Annotated in this window: 15 protein-coding genes; 7 read left to right on the top strand and 8 right to left on the bottom strand. The window is 57.6% G+C overall.

The features are described 5' to 3' along the window. Positions 1–56 precede the first annotated feature (56 nt). From IM295_RS04735 to IM295_RS04720, 4 genes are all read right to left on the bottom strand, one after another. On the bottom strand, positions 57–956 hold the full coding sequence (locus IM295_RS04735; protein WP_150144503.1) for a Dyp-type peroxidase: 900 nt from the start codon (positions 954–956) through the stop codon (positions 57–59). A gap of 92 nt (positions 957–1,048) precedes the next feature. After that, the gene (locus IM295_RS04730; RefSeq protein WP_048957147.1) at positions 1,049–1,624 is read right to left on the bottom strand and encodes an RpoE-regulated lipoprotein; all 576 of its coding nucleotides are present in this window, start codon (positions 1,622–1,624) and stop codon (positions 1,049–1,051) included. A 63-nt stretch (positions 1,625–1,687) separates the two neighbouring features. Further along, a complete protein-coding gene (locus tag IM295_RS04725) occupies positions 1,688–2,137 on the bottom strand; it encodes a DUF2919 domain-containing protein (RefSeq protein WP_041908792.1) in 450 nt (149 codons plus the stop codon). After that, the gene (locus IM295_RS04720; RefSeq protein WP_003861292.1) at positions 2,124–2,549 is read right to left on the bottom strand and encodes a GNAT family acetyltransferase; all 426 of its coding nucleotides are present in this window, start codon (positions 2,547–2,549) and stop codon (positions 2,124–2,126) included. The genes IM295_RS04725 and IM295_RS04720 overlap by 14 nt, the downstream gene beginning before the upstream one ends. A 212-nt stretch (positions 2,550–2,761) precedes the next feature. On the opposite strand from IM295_RS04720, the gene amiA reads away from it, so the two are divergent. Then, positions 2,762–3,637 carry an N-acetylmuramoyl-L-alanine amidase AmiA gene (amiA, locus tag IM295_RS04715; RefSeq protein ID WP_028014006.1) on the top strand — a complete coding sequence of 292 codons (876 nt, stop codon included), beginning with the start codon at positions 2,762–2,764 and terminating at the stop codon, positions 3,635–3,637. Beyond that, positions 3,637–4,536: an oxygen-dependent coproporphyrinogen oxidase gene (gene hemF, locus IM295_RS04710; RefSeq protein ID WP_045261157.1), complete on the top strand. Its 900-nt coding sequence runs from the start codon at positions 3,637–3,639 to the stop codon at positions 4,534–4,536. The genes amiA and hemF overlap by 1 nt, the downstream gene beginning before the upstream one ends. A 64-nt stretch (positions 4,537–4,600) precedes the next feature. On the opposite strand, the gene maeB is transcribed toward hemF, so the two are convergent. After that, complete coding sequence (gene maeB, locus IM295_RS04705) at positions 4,601–6,880, bottom strand: NADP-dependent oxaloacetate-decarboxylating malate dehydrogenase (protein WP_028014008.1); 2,280 nt, start codon at positions 6,878–6,880, stop codon at positions 4,601–4,603. A 246-nt stretch (positions 6,881–7,126) separates the two neighbouring features. On the opposite strand from maeB, the gene tal reads away from it, so the two are divergent. Beyond that, positions 7,127–8,077, top strand: coding sequence for a transaldolase (gene tal / locus IM295_RS04700; RefSeq protein WP_028014009.1), 951 nt, complete (start codon positions 7,127–7,129; stop codon positions 8,075–8,077). Positions 8,078–8,096: 19 nt separating this feature from the next. Further along, a complete protein-coding gene (gene tkt / locus IM295_RS04695) occupies positions 8,097–10,085 on the top strand; it encodes a transketolase (protein ID WP_059358550.1) in 1,989 nt (662 codons plus the stop codon). Between the two features lie 23 nt (positions 10,086–10,108). Here the strand turns inward: tkt and IM295_RS04690 are convergent, their stop codons facing one another. Both IM295_RS04690 and nudK read right to left on the bottom strand, forming a co-directional pair. Then, positions 10,109–11,152: a DUF1176 domain-containing protein gene (locus tag IM295_RS04690; protein WP_193066295.1), complete on the bottom strand. Its 1,044-nt coding sequence runs from the start codon at positions 11,150–11,152 to the stop codon at positions 10,109–10,111. 109 nt (positions 11,153–11,261) lie between these two features. Beyond that, entirely contained in the window at positions 11,262–11,852 is a 591-nt protein-coding gene (gene nudK / locus IM295_RS04685; RefSeq protein WP_041908784.1) for a GDP-mannose pyrophosphatase NudK, read from the bottom strand. A gap of 236 nt (positions 11,853–12,088) precedes the next feature. On the opposite strand from nudK, the gene narQ reads away from it, so the two are divergent. Together narQ and acrD are read left to right on the top strand one after the other, a co-directional pair. Further along, positions 12,089–13,783 (top strand): nitrate/nitrite two-component system sensor histidine kinase NarQ, encoded by a 1,695-nt coding sequence (gene narQ / locus IM295_RS04680; protein WP_193066294.1) that lies wholly within the window; start codon positions 12,089–12,091, stop codon positions 13,781–13,783. Positions 13,784–13,925: 142 nt separating this feature from the next. Continuing rightward, a complete protein-coding gene (acrD, locus tag IM295_RS04675) occupies positions 13,926–17,039 on the top strand; it encodes a multidrug efflux RND transporter permease AcrD (RefSeq protein ID WP_045261160.1) in 3,114 nt (1,037 codons plus the stop codon). Positions 17,040–17,147: 108 nt separating this feature from the next. Here acrD and ypfM read toward each other — a convergent pair whose 3' ends face one another. Continuing rightward, positions 17,148–17,207 (bottom strand): protein YpfM, encoded by a 60-nt coding sequence (gene ypfM / locus IM295_RS04670; RefSeq protein ID WP_015572204.1) that lies wholly within the window; start codon positions 17,205–17,207, stop codon positions 17,148–17,150. A 387-nt stretch (positions 17,208–17,594) separates the two neighbouring features. Between ypfM and IM295_RS04665 the strand changes: the two genes are divergently transcribed. Next, on the top strand, positions 17,595–17,951 hold the full coding sequence (locus IM295_RS04665) for an ArsC family reductase (protein WP_059358551.1): 357 nt from the start codon (positions 17,595–17,597) through the stop codon (positions 17,949–17,951). Positions 17,952–17,954: the final 3 nt, after the last annotated feature.

The following is a 17,954-nucleotide window of genomic DNA, read 5'->3' as shown; positions in this document are numbered from 1 at the left end:
CGGGGAAAATTGCCGGGTGGCGCTAACGCTTACCCGGCCTACGTATGGGGAGCGTTTTACAGCGCCAGCAGGCGCTCAACGGACGGCGCAAAATAGTAGCCGCCGGTGACCGGGCGGGTGAAGCGCAGCATGGCGTCGCGCTTGCCGTCAGTGTCACCGAACATGCTCAGCAGCTGCTGCTCAATATTGTGCAGCCGCGCGCAGTAGGCGCAGAAGTAGAGGCCGTGCGTGCCGCTTGCCGTGCCGTACGGCAGGCTCTGACGAACAATTTTGAGCCCCTTGCCGTCTTCCTTAAGGTCAACGCGGGACAGGTGCGAGGTCACCGGGCGCGCATCGCCGTCGATCTCTTCGTTGGCTTCTTTGGTGCGGCCAATCATCATCTCCTGGTCGTGCACGCTCATGCGGTTAAGCTGCTTGAGGTTGTGCTCCCAGCGCTGGACGAACACGTAGCTGCCGCCCGCGTCCAGGCCGTCTTTGATGACCGCCACGTCGCGACGAACCTCTTCACCCGCCGGGTTTTCGGTGCCGTCAACGAAGCCGCTCAGATCGCGCTCTTCCACCCAGCGGAAGCCATGAACCTCTTCCTGCACGTCGATGCTGTCGCCAAACGCTTCAACCGCCGCCTGCGCAACGGAGAAGTTCACGTCGTGGCGCAGAGAGAGGATGTGGATCAGCACGTCATATTGGGTGGCTGGCGCCAGGCCTTTGCCATAAGGGATAAAATCCTTCAGCTCTTCCGCGCCTTCGCCGCCGCTCAGCTGACGCCAGACGTTATTGCCGAAAGCGACGACGGCACCCAGATGGGCGTCCGGGAATTTGGCCTGGAAGGTGGCCAGTTTATCAACGAAAACTTTGCTGGCCGCGCGCAGGGCTTCCACGTCCCCTTTAACATTGGCTTCAATCCAAATCGCCGCGCGGCAATGTTCTGGCAAAATGCCACTCTGAACCTGAGACATCGCTCCTCCTGAAATAAAGATGCCACGTCAGCGTGGCATTGATGGCGGCTATTATACCCAGATTTCAGCGAGGCGGTTTGTTCAGGCGCAAATTACTGCTTCCAGAGTATTTTGCTCACTTTCCAGCTCTTCAGCGTGTCGTCAGAGGGCATCAATCCTTCCGGACCGCTCCAGGTTCCGGTGAAGACATAGCTGATGTGCTGGCTGCCTTCTGCCTTACATTCCACCGCCACGCCATCGTCTGAAGGGGCGCTGCTGCAGTTGCCAAAGGCCTGTTTATAAAGATCGCTAAACGGAGTGCCCACCTTTACGCCGCTGGCGGTCGGAATATCTTCGTCCAGCACGGCAATGCGGTTCACCGTCCCTTTATCACCGTTAATCACCAGCGCCAGCTTGTCGCCCTTCAACGCTTCAAAGTAACGTACAATGTTGCCATTCTCGGTTTTCATCCCGCTACGCAGGCGATAGTCACTGCTCAGGGCATCCTGAATAGCGTCCTGATCGAGCGCCGTTGACGCGGTAATTTTTCCCACGCCCTGCTCGGTCACTTCGGTGGAAGAGCCAAACCAGTTCCACGGATACGCGGCGGACCAGTTAATGGAGGAGAGCGTCGAACAGCCGGTTAACGCCAGCGGGAGAGCGCATAAAAGTAAACGCAGCGATTTCATTGAAACGTCCTTTCTAATTAAATCAACGCTTGTTGGAGTGCGGCATCGGCAAAAAGTGCCGCGCTAATCTGACTCTTGCGTAAAACAGGCGCGTAAGCGGGGATTCGTCAGCAGCCACATCAGCGCCACAATATCCGCCACCACCAGCGCGATGCCGATACCGGAAAGCGGTTCACCCAGCCACCAGAGCACGGGTTGCCAGAACAGCAGCGCAATCTGGGCGAGGATCAGCAGCCAGCGAAGCGCACGCCACAGACGCGGGATTACATGCCGTCGACCGCTGCACAAAAAAGCCACCACCGCCGGTACGCCCGGCAGTAAGCCAAGCCAGAAGGCATCGTGGTCGGGATAAAAGAGATTCAGCAGCGTATCGCCCTGCCCGCGCGACGCACCGGCCATTACAAACAGTACCCAGGTACGGGCCTGGAGGAGCAAAACGCACCAGAACAAAAACGGCAGCCTGACGCGGCCCTGCGCGTCATAGTCAGCCGGGTGGATCTCAGTACTCTTCATCTTCGATCAGGCGCTTACCCAGCGTCAGCACGTCGGCGTGCTCGTAGCCCAGACGCTCATACATGCCCAGCACCACGTCGTTATCTTCCCGCACCATGATCTGGATTTTCGGGCAGCCGCGGGCGATGAGTTTCTTTTCCAGACGATTGAGCAGCGCGTTGGCGATGCCACGCGCCCGATATTCCGGGTGGACGCCCAGATAATAGGCCGAGCCGCGGTGGCCGTCATACCCCCCCATTACCGTCCCGACCACCTCGCCGTTCACTTCCGCGACCAGAAACAGGCTAACGTCGTGATTCACCTTACGTTCGATATCCATTTCCGGATCGTTCCACGGACGCAGCAGATCGCAGCGCTCCCAAAGGGTGATCACCTCTTCGAAATCTTCCTGGCGAAAAACGCGTATCTCCATGGTATTAACCGCCTTTTCGGGTTTAAAAACAGTGATTATGGCGTGAACGGGGCGTTTAGCCAATAACCGGGGAAAATCTCGCCAAAATTTGGCATAATGTCACTTTGTCACGTATTGAAATGAAAAGTAAAACAATTCTCAATAAGGACTGTCGTAACGGGAAACACGATACGATATAACACCAGGACCCCATTTTTCAGTATTCAGGCCGCATGAGCACATTCAAACCATTAAAAGCACTCACATCGCGTCGTCAGGTTCTCAAAGCGGGGCTGGCGGCCTTAACGTTAACGGGCATCGCTAAGCAGGCTCAGGCAAAAGACGAGAGCACGCTCAAAACCAGTAACGGACACAGCAAACCGAAAACCAAAAAGCCGGGCGCAAAGCGTCTGGTGATGCTCGATCCGGGCCACGGCGGTATTGATACCGGCGCCATTGGCCGAAACGGTTCGAAAGAAAAACACGTCGTGCTGGCAATTGCAAAAAATGTGCGATCGATTTTACGCAGCAACGGCATTGACGCCCGCCTGACGCGCACGGGCGACACGTTCATTCCACTGTACGACCGCGTGGAAATTGCCCACAAGCACGGCGCCGACCTGTTTATGTCCATTCATGCGGATGGCTTCACAAACCCTTCCGCCGCGGGCGCGTCGGTGTTTGCCCTCTCCAACCGCGGCGCCAGTAGCGCTATGGCGAAATACCTTTCCGATCGCGAAAACCGGGCGGATGAAGTAGCCGGGAAGAAGGCCACGGATAAAGATCATCTCTTGCAGCAGGTTCTGTTCGATCTCGTGCAAACGGACACCATCAAAAACAGCCTGACGCTCGGCTCGCATATCCTCAAGCGGATTAAGCCGGTGCACCGTCTGCACAGTAAAAGCACCGAACAGGCGGCGTTTGTGGTGCTGAAGTCACCGTCCATCCCGTCCGTGCTGGTGGAAACGTCCTTTATTACCAATCCGGAAGAAGAGCGCCTGCTCGGCACCACGGCGTTTCGCCAGAAGATCGCCAACGCCATCGCCTCCGGCATTATCAGTTACTTCAACTGGTTCGATAACCAGAAAGCGCACTCCAGGAAACGCTGATGAAACCTAATGCACAGCTGGTCAAAACGTTCCTGCTGCAGCTGCAGGATGAGATTTGCCAGAAACTGGCCGCCGCAGACGGCGGTGAATTCCAGGAAGATAGCTGGCAGCGCGAAGCGGGCGGCGGCGGGCGCAGCCGCGTGCTGCGTAACGGCGGCATCTTCGAACAGGCGGGCGTGAATTTTTCCCACGTTCACGGCGACGCCATGCCCGCGTCCGCTACCGCGCACCGCCCTGAGCTGGCGGGCCGCAGCTTCGAAGCGATGGGCGTCTCGCTGGTGATCCACCCGCATAACCCGTTTGTTCCGACCAGCCACGCCAACGTGCGCTTTTTCATCGCGGAGAAGCCAGGAGCCGATCCGGTCTGGTGGTTTGGCGGCGGTTTCGACATGACGCCCTACTACGGCTTCGAAGAGGATGCCGTGCACTGGCATACCACCGCGCGGGACCTTTGCCTGCCGTTTGGCGAGGACGTCTACCCGAAATTTAAAAAGTGGTGCGACGATTATTTTTACCTGAAGCACCGCGACGAGCAGCGCGGCATCGGCGGGCTGTTCTTTGACGATCTCAACACGCCGGATTTTGATACGGCATTTAGCTTTATGCGCGCGGTGGGCGAAGGGTTCACCGACGCGTACCTGCCGATTGTCGAACGCCGTAAAAACACCGACTACGGCGTGCGCGAGCGTGAGTTCCAGCTTTATCGTCGCGGGCGGTACGTGGAGTTCAACCTGGTGTGGGATCGCGGGACGCTGTTCGGCCTGCAGACCGGCGGACGCACGGAGTCGATTCTGATGTCTATGCCGCCGCTGGTGCGCTGGGAGTACAGCTACGAGCCAAAAGAAGGCAGCCCGGAGGCTGCCTTGAGTGAGTTCCTTAAAGTACGCGACTGGATTTAACTGCCGGATGGTGCTGCGCTTATCCGGCCTACTCAATCCCCAGGTCGGGTAAGCACACGCGCCCTTACAGCGGCTGCGTCTGCGCCTCAACCACCGCCAGCGCCACCATGTTCACGATACGGCGCACGGAGGCAATCGGCGTTAACACATGCACCGGCTTCGCCACGCCCATCAGCACCGGTCCTACGGTCACCCCTTCAGAGCTGGAGACGCGCAGCAGGTTGTAACTGATACGCGCCGCTTCCACGTTCGGCATAATCAGGATGTTCGCCGATCCCTTCAGCGGGCTGTCCGGCATACGTTCGTTGCGGATGCTCTCCACCAGCGCGGCATCACCGTGCATTTCCCCGTCAATCATCAGCTCCGGCGCACGCTCACGCACCAGTTCCAGAGTCTGGCGCATTTTGCACGCCGCCGCGGATTTAGACGAACCAAAGTTTGAGTGCGACAGCAGCGCCACCTTCGGCTCAATACCAAAGCGACGCACGGTCTCGGCGGCCATCACGGTGATCTCCGCCAGTTCGTCCGGGGTTGGATCGTCGTTCACGTAGGTATCGGCAATAAAGGTGTTGCCGCTCGGCAGCAGCAGCGCGTTCATCGCCCCGGCGGTGTGCACGCCGTCGCGATAGCCGAAGATCTCCTGCACCACGCTGAAATGCTCGTGGTAATCGCCGATGGTGCCGCAGATCAGCGCATCCGCCTCGCCGCGATGGACCATGATCGCGCCGATGACCGTAGTATTGCTGATCACCGCCCGCTGTGCCTGCTCCTGGGTGATCCCGCGACGCTTCATGATCGCGTAATATTCGTTCCAGTACTCCTTGAAGCGCGGATCGGATTCGTTGTTAACGATCTCGAAGTCGACGCCCGGCTTAATCTGCAGGCCCAGCTTCTGAATGCGCATCTCGATCACGCTCGGACGACCAATCAGGATCGGCTTCGCCAGCCCTAAGGTGATCAGTTCCTGCGTGGCGTGCAGCACGCGCGCCTCTTCCCCTTCCGCCAGCACCACGCGCTTCGCGTCTGCGCGAGCCTGAGAGAAGATCGGCTTCATAAACAGGTTAGTTTTGTAGACGAACTCGGTGAGCTTATCGACGTACGCGTCGAAATCCTGAATCGGACGCGTCGCCACGCCGGAGTCCATCGCCGCTTTGGCAACGGCTGGCGCAATTTTGACAATCAGGCGCGGATCGAACGGTTTTGGAATGATGTAGTCCGGGCCAAAGCTCAGATCCTGATCCCCATACGCGGAGGCGACCACTTCGCTCTGCTCAGCGTGCGCCAGCTCGGCGATGGCGTGAACGGCGGCAAGCTTCATCTCTTCGTTGATCGCCGTCGCGCCAACGTCCAGCGCCCCGCGGAAGATGAACGGGAAGCAGAGCACGTTGTTCACCTGGTTCGGGTAGTCCGAACGGCCGGTACAGATAATGGCGTCTTCGCGCACCGCCTTCGCCAGCGGCGGCAGGATTTCCGGTTCCGGGTTCGCCAGCGCCAGGATCATCGGCGCGCGCGCCATTTTCTGCACCATTTCCTGGGTCAGCACTTTCGGGCCTGAACAGCCGAGGAAGATATCCGCGCCGTCAATCACGTCCTCAAGCGTGCGCTTGCCGTCATCTTCCACGGCATACGCCGCTTTGGTTTCCGCCATGTTCGGCTCGCGGTCTTTGTAGATAACGCCCTTAGAGTCGCAGACCACGATATTGTGTTTCTGCATGCCCAACGCCACCAGCAGGTTCATACAGGCGATGGCCGCCGCGCCCGCGCCGGAGACCACCATGCGCACGTCGGAGAGATTTTTCTCCACCACGCGCAGGCCGTTGAGAATGGCAGCGGTACTGATAATCGCCGTGCCGTGCTGGTCGTCATGGAACACGGGAATGTTCATACGCTCGCGCAACTTCTGCTCGATATAGAAACATTCCGGCGCTTTGATGTCTTCCAGGTTGATCCCGCCGAAGGTCGGCTCCAGCGCGGCCACCACGTTGATGAACTTATCGGGATCGAGTTCGTCCACTTCGATATCGAACACGTCGATACCGGCGAATTTCTTAAACAGTACGCCCTTCCCTTCCATCACCGGTTTACCGGCCAGGGCACCAATGTTGCCCAGGCCCAGCACCGCCGTACCGTTAGAGATAACGGCGACAAGGTTGCCGCGCGCGGTGTATTTGTAGGCCGCCAGCGGATCTTTTTCGATCTCCAGACACGGCGCAGCCACGCCCGGCGAGTAGGCCAGCGCCAGATCGCGCTGGGTCGCCAGCGGCTTGGTTGGGGAGACCTGAATTTTACCGGGGACAGGGAACTCGTGAAAATCGAGGGCACTCTGTTTTAACTGATCGTCCATCTTGTTATTCCTTTTACGTATCGGTCAGATAGTATCGCCGCTGAGCAGCGCATAAACTTTGAAGGCTGCCAAACTCTCGCCATCACACATTAAAAATTGTTATCAATTTATAACAGCCATGTTACCCGTCTCAAAAGCAATGCCTGCCCCGTCTGCTATGCTTTTTTGTTAAGTCCATCATGATTTTCTCAGAAGTGTGAACTAACGCACTCATCTAACTCTTTTATTTCCAAGGAGTAATTATTTATGAACCAGCTAGACGGCATCAAACAATTCACCACCGTGGTTGCAGACAGCGGCGATATCGAGTCGATTCGCCACTATCAGCCAGAGGACGCGACCACCAACCCTTCGCTGCTTCTGAAAGCGGCGGGGCTTGCCCATTTTAGCCATCTGATTGACGACGCGATTGCCTACGGTAAACAGCGCGGGAAAACGCAGGAGCAGCAGGTTGCTGAAGCCAGCGACAAGCTGGCGGTTAATTTTGGTGCGGAAATTCTGAAAAGCATTCCGGGGCGCGTGTCGACCGAAGTGGATGCCCGCCTCTCATTCGATCAGGAAAAGAGTATTAACAAAGCGCGCCGCCTGGTGGAGCTCTACCAGGAACAGGGGATCGATAAGTCACGCATTCTGATCAAGCTCGCGTCCACATGGGAAGGCATCCGCGCGGCAGAGGTTCTGGAAAAAGAGGGGATCCACTGCAACCTGACGCTGCTGTTCTCCTTTGCCCAGGCGCGCGCCTGTGCCGAAGCGGGCGTGTTCCTGATCTCGCCGTTTGTCGGGCGCATCTACGACTGGTATCAGGCGAAACAGCCGATGGACCCGTACGTGGTAGAGGAAGACCCTGGCGTGAAGTCGGTGCGTAATATCTACGATTATTACAAGCAGCATCGCTACGAAACCATTGTGATGGGGGCCAGCTTCCGCCGCACCGAGCAGATCCTGGCGCTCGCAGGGTGCGACCGTCTGACCATCTCCCCTGACCTGCTGAAAAAGCTGCAGGAGAGCGACGAAACGGTGATCCGCAAGCTGGTGCCGACCTCTACCGTCCTGCCAAAACCGAAAGCCATGACCGAAGCGGAGTTCCGCTGGGAGCACAATCAGGACCCTATGGCCGTGGAAAAACTGGCGGACGGCATCCGCCAGTTCGCCGTCGACCAGCGAAAACTCGAAGATCTTCTCGCCGCCAAACTTTAACCTTGCCACGGAGTGAACTATGTCCCGTAAAGAGCTCGCTAACGCCATTCGCGCCCTCAGCATGGATGCCGTACAAAAAGCCAATTCCGGCCACCCTGGCGCCCCGATGGGGATGGCCGATATTGCCGAAGTGCTGTGGAACGACTTCCTGAAGCACAACCCCACTGACCCAACCTGGTACGACCGCGACCGTTTTATTCTCTCCAACGGCCACGCCTCGATGCTGCTCTACAGCCTGCTGCACCTTTCCGGCTACGACCTGCCGCTTGAGGAGTTAAAAAACTTCCGCCAGCTGCACTCCAAAACGCCGGGCCACCCGGAGATCGGCTATACACCGGGCGTGGAAACGACCACCGGCCCGCTGGGCCAGGGGCTGGCGAATGCCGTCGGCCTGGCAATTGCCGAGCGTACGCTGGCCGCGCAGTTCAACCAGCCCGACCACGAGATTGTCGATCACTACACCTACGTCTTTATGGGTGACGGCTGCCTGATGGAGGGGATCTCCCACGAGGTCTGCTCGCTGGCGGGCACGCTGGGGCTCGGCAAGCTGATTGGCTTCTATGACCACAACGGCATCTCCATCGACGGGGAAACCGAGGGCTGGTTTACCGACGACACGGCAAAACGCTTTGAGGCCTATCACTGGCACGTGGTGCACGAGATTGACGGCCACGATCCGGAAGCGGTGAAAAAAGCGATTCAGGAAGCGCAGAGCGTGAAGGACAAACCGTCCCTGATTATCTGCCGTACCACCATTGGCTTCGGCTCGCCGAACAAAGCGGGCAAAGAAGAGGCGCACGGCGCGGCGCTGGGCGAAGAGGAAGTGGCGCTGACCCGCCAGAAACTGGGCTGGAAATATCCGCCGTTTGAGATCCCGAAAGAGATCTACAGAGCATGGGATGCCCGCGAAGACGGTGAGAAAGCGCAGCAGGCCTGGAACGAAAAATTTGCCGCCTACAAAAAAGCGCACCCGGAGCTGGCCGCCGAGTTTTCCCGCCGCATGAGCGGTGGCCTGCCGGAAGACTGGGACGATAAAACCCAGGCGCTGATTGAAAATCTGCAGTCCAACCCGGCGAAAATCGCTACCCGTAAGGCATCGCAAAACACCCTGAACGCGATTGGCCCTCTCCTGCCTGAGCTGCTCGGCGGCTCGGCGGATCTGGCGCCAAGCAACCTGACCATCTGGTCAGGCTCTAAATCCCTGAAGGAAGACATTGCCGGGAACTACATCCACTACGGCGTGCGCGAGTTCGGGATGACCGCGATTGCTAACGGCATCGCCCATCACGGCGGCTTCGTGCCCTACACTGCCACCTTCCTGATGTTCGTCGAGTACGCCCGAAACGCGGCGCGTATGGCGGCGCTGATGAAGGCCCGGCAGATCATGGTCTACACCCATGACTCCATCGGGCTGGGTGAGGATGGTCCGACGCACCAGGCGGTAGAGCAGCTGGCAAGCCTGCGCCTGACGCCAAACTTCAGCACCTGGCGTCCCTGCGACCAGGTGGAAGCCGCGGTGGGCTGGAAGCTGGCCGTTGAGCGTCATAACGGACCTACGGCGCTGATCCTGTCGCGCCAGAACCTGGCGCAGATCGAGCGCACGCCGGAGCAGGTAAAAAACATTGCCCGCGGCGGGTACATCCTGAAAGACAGCGGCGGCAAGCCGGACGTGATCCTGATTGCCACCGGTTCCGAGGTGGAAATCACGGTGAAAGCGGCGGAGAAGCTGACCGCCGAAGGTCACGCGGTGCGCGTGGTATCTCTGCCTTCAACGGATATTTTTGACGCCCAGGACGAGGCGTATCGGGAATCGGTGCTGCCTTCCAGCGTTGCGGCGCGCGTGGCGGTGGAAGCGGGTATTGCCGACTACTGGTATAAGTACGTGGGGCTGAAAGGGGCTATTGTGGGCATGCGGGGTTACGGTGAATCCGCTCCTGCCGACAAGCTGTTCCCGTATTTCGGCTTTACCGTTGAGAACGTGGTGGAGAAAGCGCTGAGCGTGTTGTAGTGCGACAGCGCCATCCGGCAAAACTAGCGAGTGATCCACAGCGTGGGCCAGGCGTCTGGCCCATTCCAGCTATCGCAGCTTGGCTCTTCCGCGTAGCGTACCAGGCGAAAACGCTGGCCGTCAAAACGCCAGCGCGTCTGGATCCCGCAGTCTCCAATACCGCGTCCCAGCGCCAGCGTCGTCAGCTCGCGCGTTTTCTCATCAAAGCGGGCGTTCATCAGCTCCATATCGCTGCTCTGGCTGGAGGGGGTGAACGGCAGACGTAACCTGACGCTACGGGCGGCGAACGGTTTTTTACGCGAGACCTGCCACGCCAGATCGACCGTGTTATAGGCCCCCGCTTCACAGCTGACGATCAACAGCGCTTTGTCATCCGTTAATGCAGTGACGCGTACTTCACGACGGTTAGGATCCAGCGAGCATTGGCTGTTGTTCATCCGCCACGTCCCATAATCCAGCAGATCGTTCAGCTCGCTATGCGTCAGCGGCGTCGGCGTCGGGTTCACCACGGCCACCTTTTTTAATGCCGGTGCAGGAGGCACGCTCAGCGGCGGGCTATCTCCTTTTTTAATCCATGCCGTTTCGCTGCCAACGCGCTTCTGCTGGGCGTCGATAAACAGCAGCGCCGCCTTCAGACCGACCAGCGAGATCGCCTGCTTCCCCCCGCGCAGGGTCAGCGCCTGCCCTTCCTGAATGTTTTTCAGAAACGTGGTGATGGTACCCGCATCTTCAGTTTTGAGATGCCAGGGGGTTAACTGCCAGTGCTGCGAATTGAGCTTTAACGGAACGTTGTCGAGCAGCAGGCGCGGGGCAATGTCAGGCTCTTTAACCGGCGGGGCCGAAAGCCCGCCAAGATCGATGCGCAGGCTGGCGTCCGTTTTGGCGCCTGCGCTACGGCTCAGCGTCATGACCAAACCGCGATGCTCGCCGGTGTTTCGCGCCACGCAAAAATTCTGGTTATTGCAGGTAACCTGCCAGTCTGAAAAAGACTGCTGCGCGGGCGCAGCCCACACCAGAGGTGCGGGTAGCACGCAGAAAATGAAGAAAAGCAAAACGCAGTAGCGCATGAATGGCACAGCCCCGGAAACGAAAAGGTCAATCTGGGGCGTATCTTCGTGCCCAGGGCGGGCGGGCTCAATCGGATTTATCGGATAGATTTATCTGAAATACACCTTATCACGACATCGGTTTAGGGTTCATTAAGCCGCTGGTTTGCAGATACTGTAACAGGATCACCGCTTTACCGTCGCGGATCTCGCCGCTTTTCACCATCTCAACGGCCTGGGTGAAAGGCATTTCCAGCACTTCAATGTCTTCATCCTCCACACCGCCGCCGCGATGCGTGCGCTGGGCATCGGTGTATTCCGCAATGAAGAAATGGACCAGCTCGGTCACCCCGCCAGGGGACATGAAAAGCTCAAAGACTTTTTGCACCTCGCCCACTTCAAAACCGGTCTCCTCAACGGCCTCCTTGCGGATGCAGACTTCCGGCTCATCGTCATCAAGCAGGCCGGCGCAGGTTTCAATCAGGCGCCCGTCCGCATTGCCGTTGACCCAGGTCGCGACCCGAAACTGGCGAATCAGCACCACGCTTTGCTTTTCACGGTTATACAGCAGAATGGTTGCGCCATTGCCCCGGTCGTAGACTTCGCGTTTGTGGCGAATCACGTCACCGTTCTTACGGGTTAAATCGTAAGTGATGTTACGCAGGACAAAGTAATTTTCAGAAAGGATTTTGTCTTTGATAACGGTTATGTTCAGGGACATACGGGCTCCACGGCTAAATGAGTCTGTTTATACTACCCCGTGAAGCCCGCTTTGTCGTCCGTCGGCTCAGGCGGCGCGTTACTTCTCGCCAGATTTCAGGTTAATGCCAAAAGCGGCTTTTGGATCAATAACCTTATCTTTAGTATGAATAAGCTATTTGCTCGCTACCGCGTTATCAGGCAATGTACAACTGCCCATGACCTGTGGCTGAGCCATTTTATGCAGAGATCCGTTCCGTGACCGTTAAACGCCCCGTTTCCGGAAGCCTTGCCTGGGCTTTCTTTTCGATCATTGCCCTGTCCGTGCTGACCAGCACCGTCGCGCTGCTGACGCTTGCCAGCAGCCAGCGTGACGCCGAAGCTATCAACATTGCAGGCTCGCTGCGCATGCAGAGCTACCGCCTCGGCTACGAGATGCAGCGCAACAGCCCCTCCCTTATGGCGCATCGTGAGAACTGGCAGCGAACGTTAAGCGCGCCTTCCCTGGAGAAGCTGAACCGCTGGTACGTCCCGGACAACGTCAAGGCGCGCTATCAGCAGCTGCATGTGGCCTGGCTGGACATGGACAAGCACATCGCCCGCAGCGACAGCGCATGGTATGACGCTCACATTGAGGATTTTGTCGGCCGTATTGATGCCTTTGTGCTCGCCCTCCAGCACTACACCGAAAATAAAATCCAGACGGTGACCCTCCTCTCTCTGGCTGGCGCGCTCGGGATCCTGCTGCTGACGCTGTTTACCCTGCGGCGCATCCGTCGCCAGGTGGTGTTGCCGCTGAACAACCTGGTGGCCGCCAGCGAACGCATTGAGCGAGGGGAATTTACCACCCCGGCGCCGGACACCTCGCTCCCCAACGAGCTGGGCCAGCTCTCCCGCGCCTTCAACCATATGTCGGGCGAGCTACATACTCTCTATCGGTCGCTCGAAGCCTCCGTCGCGGAAAAGACGCGGCATTTGCATGAAGCCCACCAGCAGCTCGACATGCTGTTCAAATGCTCCCAGGCGCTGAATACCGGGCAGATAGACAGCCTGTGCTTCCGGCATATTTTGCAGATTGTGCATGAATACACGCAGATGAATTACCTGGAGCTACGCACCAGCGACGACTGGCGGCTGTGTGAAGGAACAGAGGTGAGCGGCATTTCTCTGCAAACCCTGCCGGTGCTGATGCAGGATACCCTCTACGGCGAGCTGCGCTGGCAAAGCGAGACGGGCAGCGTTCCTCTTCCGCTGATGAGAAGCGTGGCGACCATGCTCGGACGTGGGCTGTACTTTAACCAGGCGCAGAAGCATTACCAGCAGCTGCTGCTGATGGAGGAGCGCGCCACCATCGCCCGCGAGCTGCATGATTCGCTGGCGCAGGTACTCTCCTATCTGCGGATCCAGCTCACGCTGCTTAAACACGCCGTGCCGGCGGAAAATGCCTCCGCGCAGACGATCATCACCGACTTCTCCCGCGAGCTGAACAACGCCTGGCAGCAGCTGCGCGAGCTGCTGACCACCTTCCGCCTGACACTAAACCATGCGAATTTACCCGCGGCGCTGCAGGAGTCTCTCGATGCCCTGCAGAGCCAGACGCAGGCGAAGCTGCACCTCGACTGCCGCCTCTCCACCCTGGCGCTTGACGCGCAGAAGCAAGTGCATTTGCTACAGATCGTGCGGGAGGCCGTCCTGAATGCAATTAAGCACGCGCAGGCCAGCGAGATCACCGTCAGCTGCGTGACCGCCGTGGACGGCACGCACAGCGTCAGCATTCGCGACAACGGCATCGGGATTGGCGAGGCCAGCGAGCCGCCGGGACACTACGGGCTGAACATTATGCGAGAACGCGCGCAACGGCTCGGCGGAATGCTGCACTTCTCGCAGCCGCAAAACGGCGGCACGCAGGTCAGCGTGACGTTCCCCGCACCCGCGCCGTTAACAGGTAAATAACGGTAAAGGGTGAAGCGCCGGGAAAAGCGCATGATAATTTACATTATCTCCTTTATTTCTCCACGTTTGGCCTGGGCCTTACCGCTAAAGTGATGCGGGCAATAAACAATAATGACGTGCAGCAAAACGAGGTCACACTTTCATGGCGAATTTTTTCATCGATCGCCCCATTTTTGCCTGGGTGCTTGCCATCCTGTTGTGTCTGACAGGTGTCCTGGCGATTACTTCTCTTCCCGTTGAGCAATATCCCGATCTGGCACCGCCGAACGTGCGTGTCACAGCAAACTACCCCGGCGCGTCCGCACAAACGCTGGAAAATACCGTGACGCAGGTTATCGAGCAGAACATGACGGGTCTGGATAATCTGATGTACATGTCCTCCCAAAGCAGCGCCACGGGACAGGCTACGGTTACCCTGAGCTTTGAGGCGGGCACCGACCCGGACGAAGCGGTGCAGCAGGTACAAAACCAGCTGCAGTCGGCCATGCGTAAACTGCCCCAGGCCGTGCAGAACCAGGGCGTCACCGTGCGTAAAACCGGTGATACCAACATTCTGACCATCGCGTTTGTCTCCACCGATGGCTCAATGGATAAACAGGACATTGCGGACTACGTCGCCAGTAATATTCAGGACCCGCTCAGCCGTATTAACGGCGTGGGGGATATCGACGCCTATGGCTCACAGTACTCGATGCGTATCTGGCTCGATCCCAACAAGCTGAACAGCTATCAGATGACGGCGACCGACGTGACGGACGCCATCAAAGCACAGAACGCCCAAATTGCCGTGGGGCAACTGGGAGGCACGCCTTCCGTCGATAAACAGGCCCTGAACGCCACCATTAATTCGCAATCTCTGCTTCAGACCCCGGACCAGTTCCGCAACATCACCCTGCGCGTGAATCAGGATGGTTCAGAAGTGCGTCTGGGCGACGTTGCTAAGGTGGAAATGGGTGCGGAGAAATACGATTACCTGAGCCGCTTTAACGGCAACCCGGCCTCTGGACTGGGAATTAAGCTGGCCTCCGGCGCAAACGAAATGGCGACGGCGAAGCTGGTATTGGACCGTCTGGATGAGCTGTCGCAGTATTTTCCGCACGGGCTGGAGTACAAAGTCGCCTATGAAACCACCTCCTTCGTTAAAGCCTCGATTGAGGACGTAGTCAAAACCCTGCTGGAAGCGATCGCCCTGGTGTTCCTGGTGATGTACCTGTTCCTGCAAAACTTCCGCGCCACGCTGATCCCCACCATTGCCGTCCCGGTGGTGCTGCTGGGCACCTTTGCGGTGCTTTACGCGTTCGGCTACAGCATCAACACCCTGACGATGTTTGCCATGGTGCTGGCGATTGGCCTGCTGGTGGACGATGCCATCGTGGTGGTCGAAAACGTCGAGCGCATCATGAGCGAAGAGGGGCTTTCCCCGCGTCAGGCGACGCGTAAATCGATGGGACAAATTCAGGGGGCGTTGGTCGGTATCGCGATGGTGCTGTCGGCGGTCTTTATCCCGATGGCCTTCTTTGGCGGTACAACCGGGGCGATTTACCGTCAGTTCTCAATCACCATCGTCTCGGCGATGGTGCTCTCCGTGCTGGTGGCGCTGATCCTCACCCCCGCGCTCTGCGCCACCCTCCTTAAGCCGCTGCACAAAGGGGAACATCATGGCCAGAAAGGGTTCTTCGGCTGGTTTAACCGCACGTTCAACCGCAACGCCGAGCGATATGAATCTGCCGTCGGTAAAGTGCTACACCGCAGCCTGCGCTGGATGATGATTTACGTTGTGCTGCTGGGCGGCATGGTGTGGCTGTTCCTGCATCTTCCCACTTCGTTCCTGCCGCAGGAAGACCGGGGGATGTTCATCACCTCGGTGCAGCTCCCGAGCGGATCCACCCAGCAGCAGACGCTGAAGGTGGTTCAGAACGTTGAGCAGTACTTCTTCACCAAAGAGAAAAATAACGTTGTTTCGGTCTTCTCTACCGTCGGCTCCGGCCCGGGCGGGAACGGGCAGAACGTCGCCCGCATGTTTGTCCGCCTGAAAGACTGGGACGAACGCGACGCCAGAACGGGAACCTCGTTCGCCATCATCGAACGCGCGACCAAAGCGTTTGCCCGCATTAAAGAGGCGCGCGTCTTTGCCAGCAGCCCGCCCGCGATCAGCGGCCTGGGCAGTTCCGCCGGGTTTGATATGGAGCTGCAGGATCACGCCGGCGCGGGCCACTCGGCCCTGATGGCCGCACGCGATAAGCTGCTAGAACTAGCAGGGAAAGATCCCGGCCTGACCCGCGTTCGTCACAACGGTCTTGACGACAGCCCGCAGCTTCAGGTGGATATCGACCAGCGTAAGGCGCAGGCGCTGGGCGTGTCGATCGAGGATATCAACGACACCCTGCAAACCGCATGGGGCTCAAGCTACGTAAATGACTTTATGGATCGCGGCCGCGTGAAAAAAGTGTATGTCCAGGCAGCCGCGCCGTTCCGCATGTTGCCGGATGATATTAATCGCTGGTTTGTACGTAATAATTCTGGCGGGATGGTCCCCTTCTCCGCCTTTGCCACGTCGCGCTGGGAGAGCGGTTCACCGCGCCTGGAGCGCTATAACGGCTATTCCGCGGTTGAGATCGTCGGGGAAGCCGCGCCGGGCGTCAGCACCGGTACCGCCATGGACACCATGGAAAAACTGGTGCAGCAGTTGCCTGCCGGTTTTGGTCTGGAATGGACGGCCATGTCTTACCAGGAACGCCTCTCCGGAGCGCAGGCCCCTGCCCTCTATGCGCTTTCTTTGCTGGTGGTCTTCCTCTGCCTTGCCGCGCTGTATGAGAGCTGGTCGGTTCCGTTCTCGGTCATGCTGGTGGTGCCGCTTGGGGTTATCGGTGCGCTGCTGGCGACCTGGATGCGCGGCCTGGAGAACGACGTTTACTTCCAGGTGGGGCTACTTACGGTGATCGGCTTGTCGGCGAAAAACGCCATTCTGATCGTTGAGTTTGCCAACGAGATGAATGCCAAAGGCCACGAGCTGATGGCCGCCACGCTGCACGCCTGCCGCCAGCGCCTACGTCCGATCCTGATGACCTCACTGGCGTTTATTTTTGGCGTACTGCCGATGGCAACCAGCACGGGTGCAGGCTCAAGCAGCCAGCATGCGGTGGGTACCGGCGTCATGGGGGGGATGATTTCGGCCACCATCCTAGCGATTTATTTTGTGCCGCTGTTCTTTGTGCTGGTGCGTCGTCGCTTCCCGCTCCGGGAGCGACAGGAATAACCCGCAGTCATAAAAAAGGCGGCTTAATCGGCCGCCTTTTTATTGTGTGATTAATTCACACTATGGTTATTTTACTTATTTTAGTGCTCTTGCAATTCTTACTGAATGTCATTTACGAAGCATGCCTTCGATAAAATCTTTCCAGTTCCCCAGTTCACGTTCAATCATAACAACCTCTCTTATTATTATGCGCATTCTACGAAAACGTATCATCATTGTGAAGACTGTTTAACCAATCGCTGTGATTGTACCCCGCCACCGTTGGGGATTTATGATAAATATGAACGGAGGAGTTTAAATTTTGTGTGACGGCCAGCAATATTTTGAAATAACCCTACGAACGGGTGAGTTTTATTTTAGGCGCTGAGTTTATTCAGAATTTAAACACGGTGGACATCTATGCTTAAATGGTGAAAGTATATTCAGCGTACAAGTGTGAGTTGAATTAAGAAGAAGTGTAAATCCAGAGCATTCCTGAGTGTGTTATATTCCACTTAAAGATATATCTTCGAATTTACTGAACGTTTAATCGCCATAAGAGCAAAAGGATTCAACATGGTTGTGATGTACGGCATTAAAAATTGCGACACCATCAAAAAAGCACGCCGCTGGCTGGAAACTAATAACGTCGAGTACCGCTTCCACGATTATCGTGCCGACGGGCTTGATGCAGAATTTCTGCATCAAGCCATTAACGAACTGGGATGGGAAGCACTGCTGAACACCCGCGGCACCACCTGGCGTAAGCTGGACGAATCCGTGCGCGCCAGCATCGTTGACGCTGACAGCGCGGCAAAGTTGATGCTCGACATGCCGGCAATTATCAAACGCCCATTGCTCTGCAAGCCAGGTCAGCCTATGCTGCTGGGTTTCAGTGAAACCCTTTATTCTGACTTTTTCGTAGAGGTGTAGTGT

Source organism: Enterobacter cloacae complex sp. P14RS (assembly GCF_014895895.1).
GTDB lineage: Bacteria > Pseudomonadota > Gammaproteobacteria > Enterobacterales > Enterobacteriaceae > Enterobacter > Enterobacter bugandensis.
This window is presented reverse-complemented; position numbering and strand designations above follow the sequence as displayed.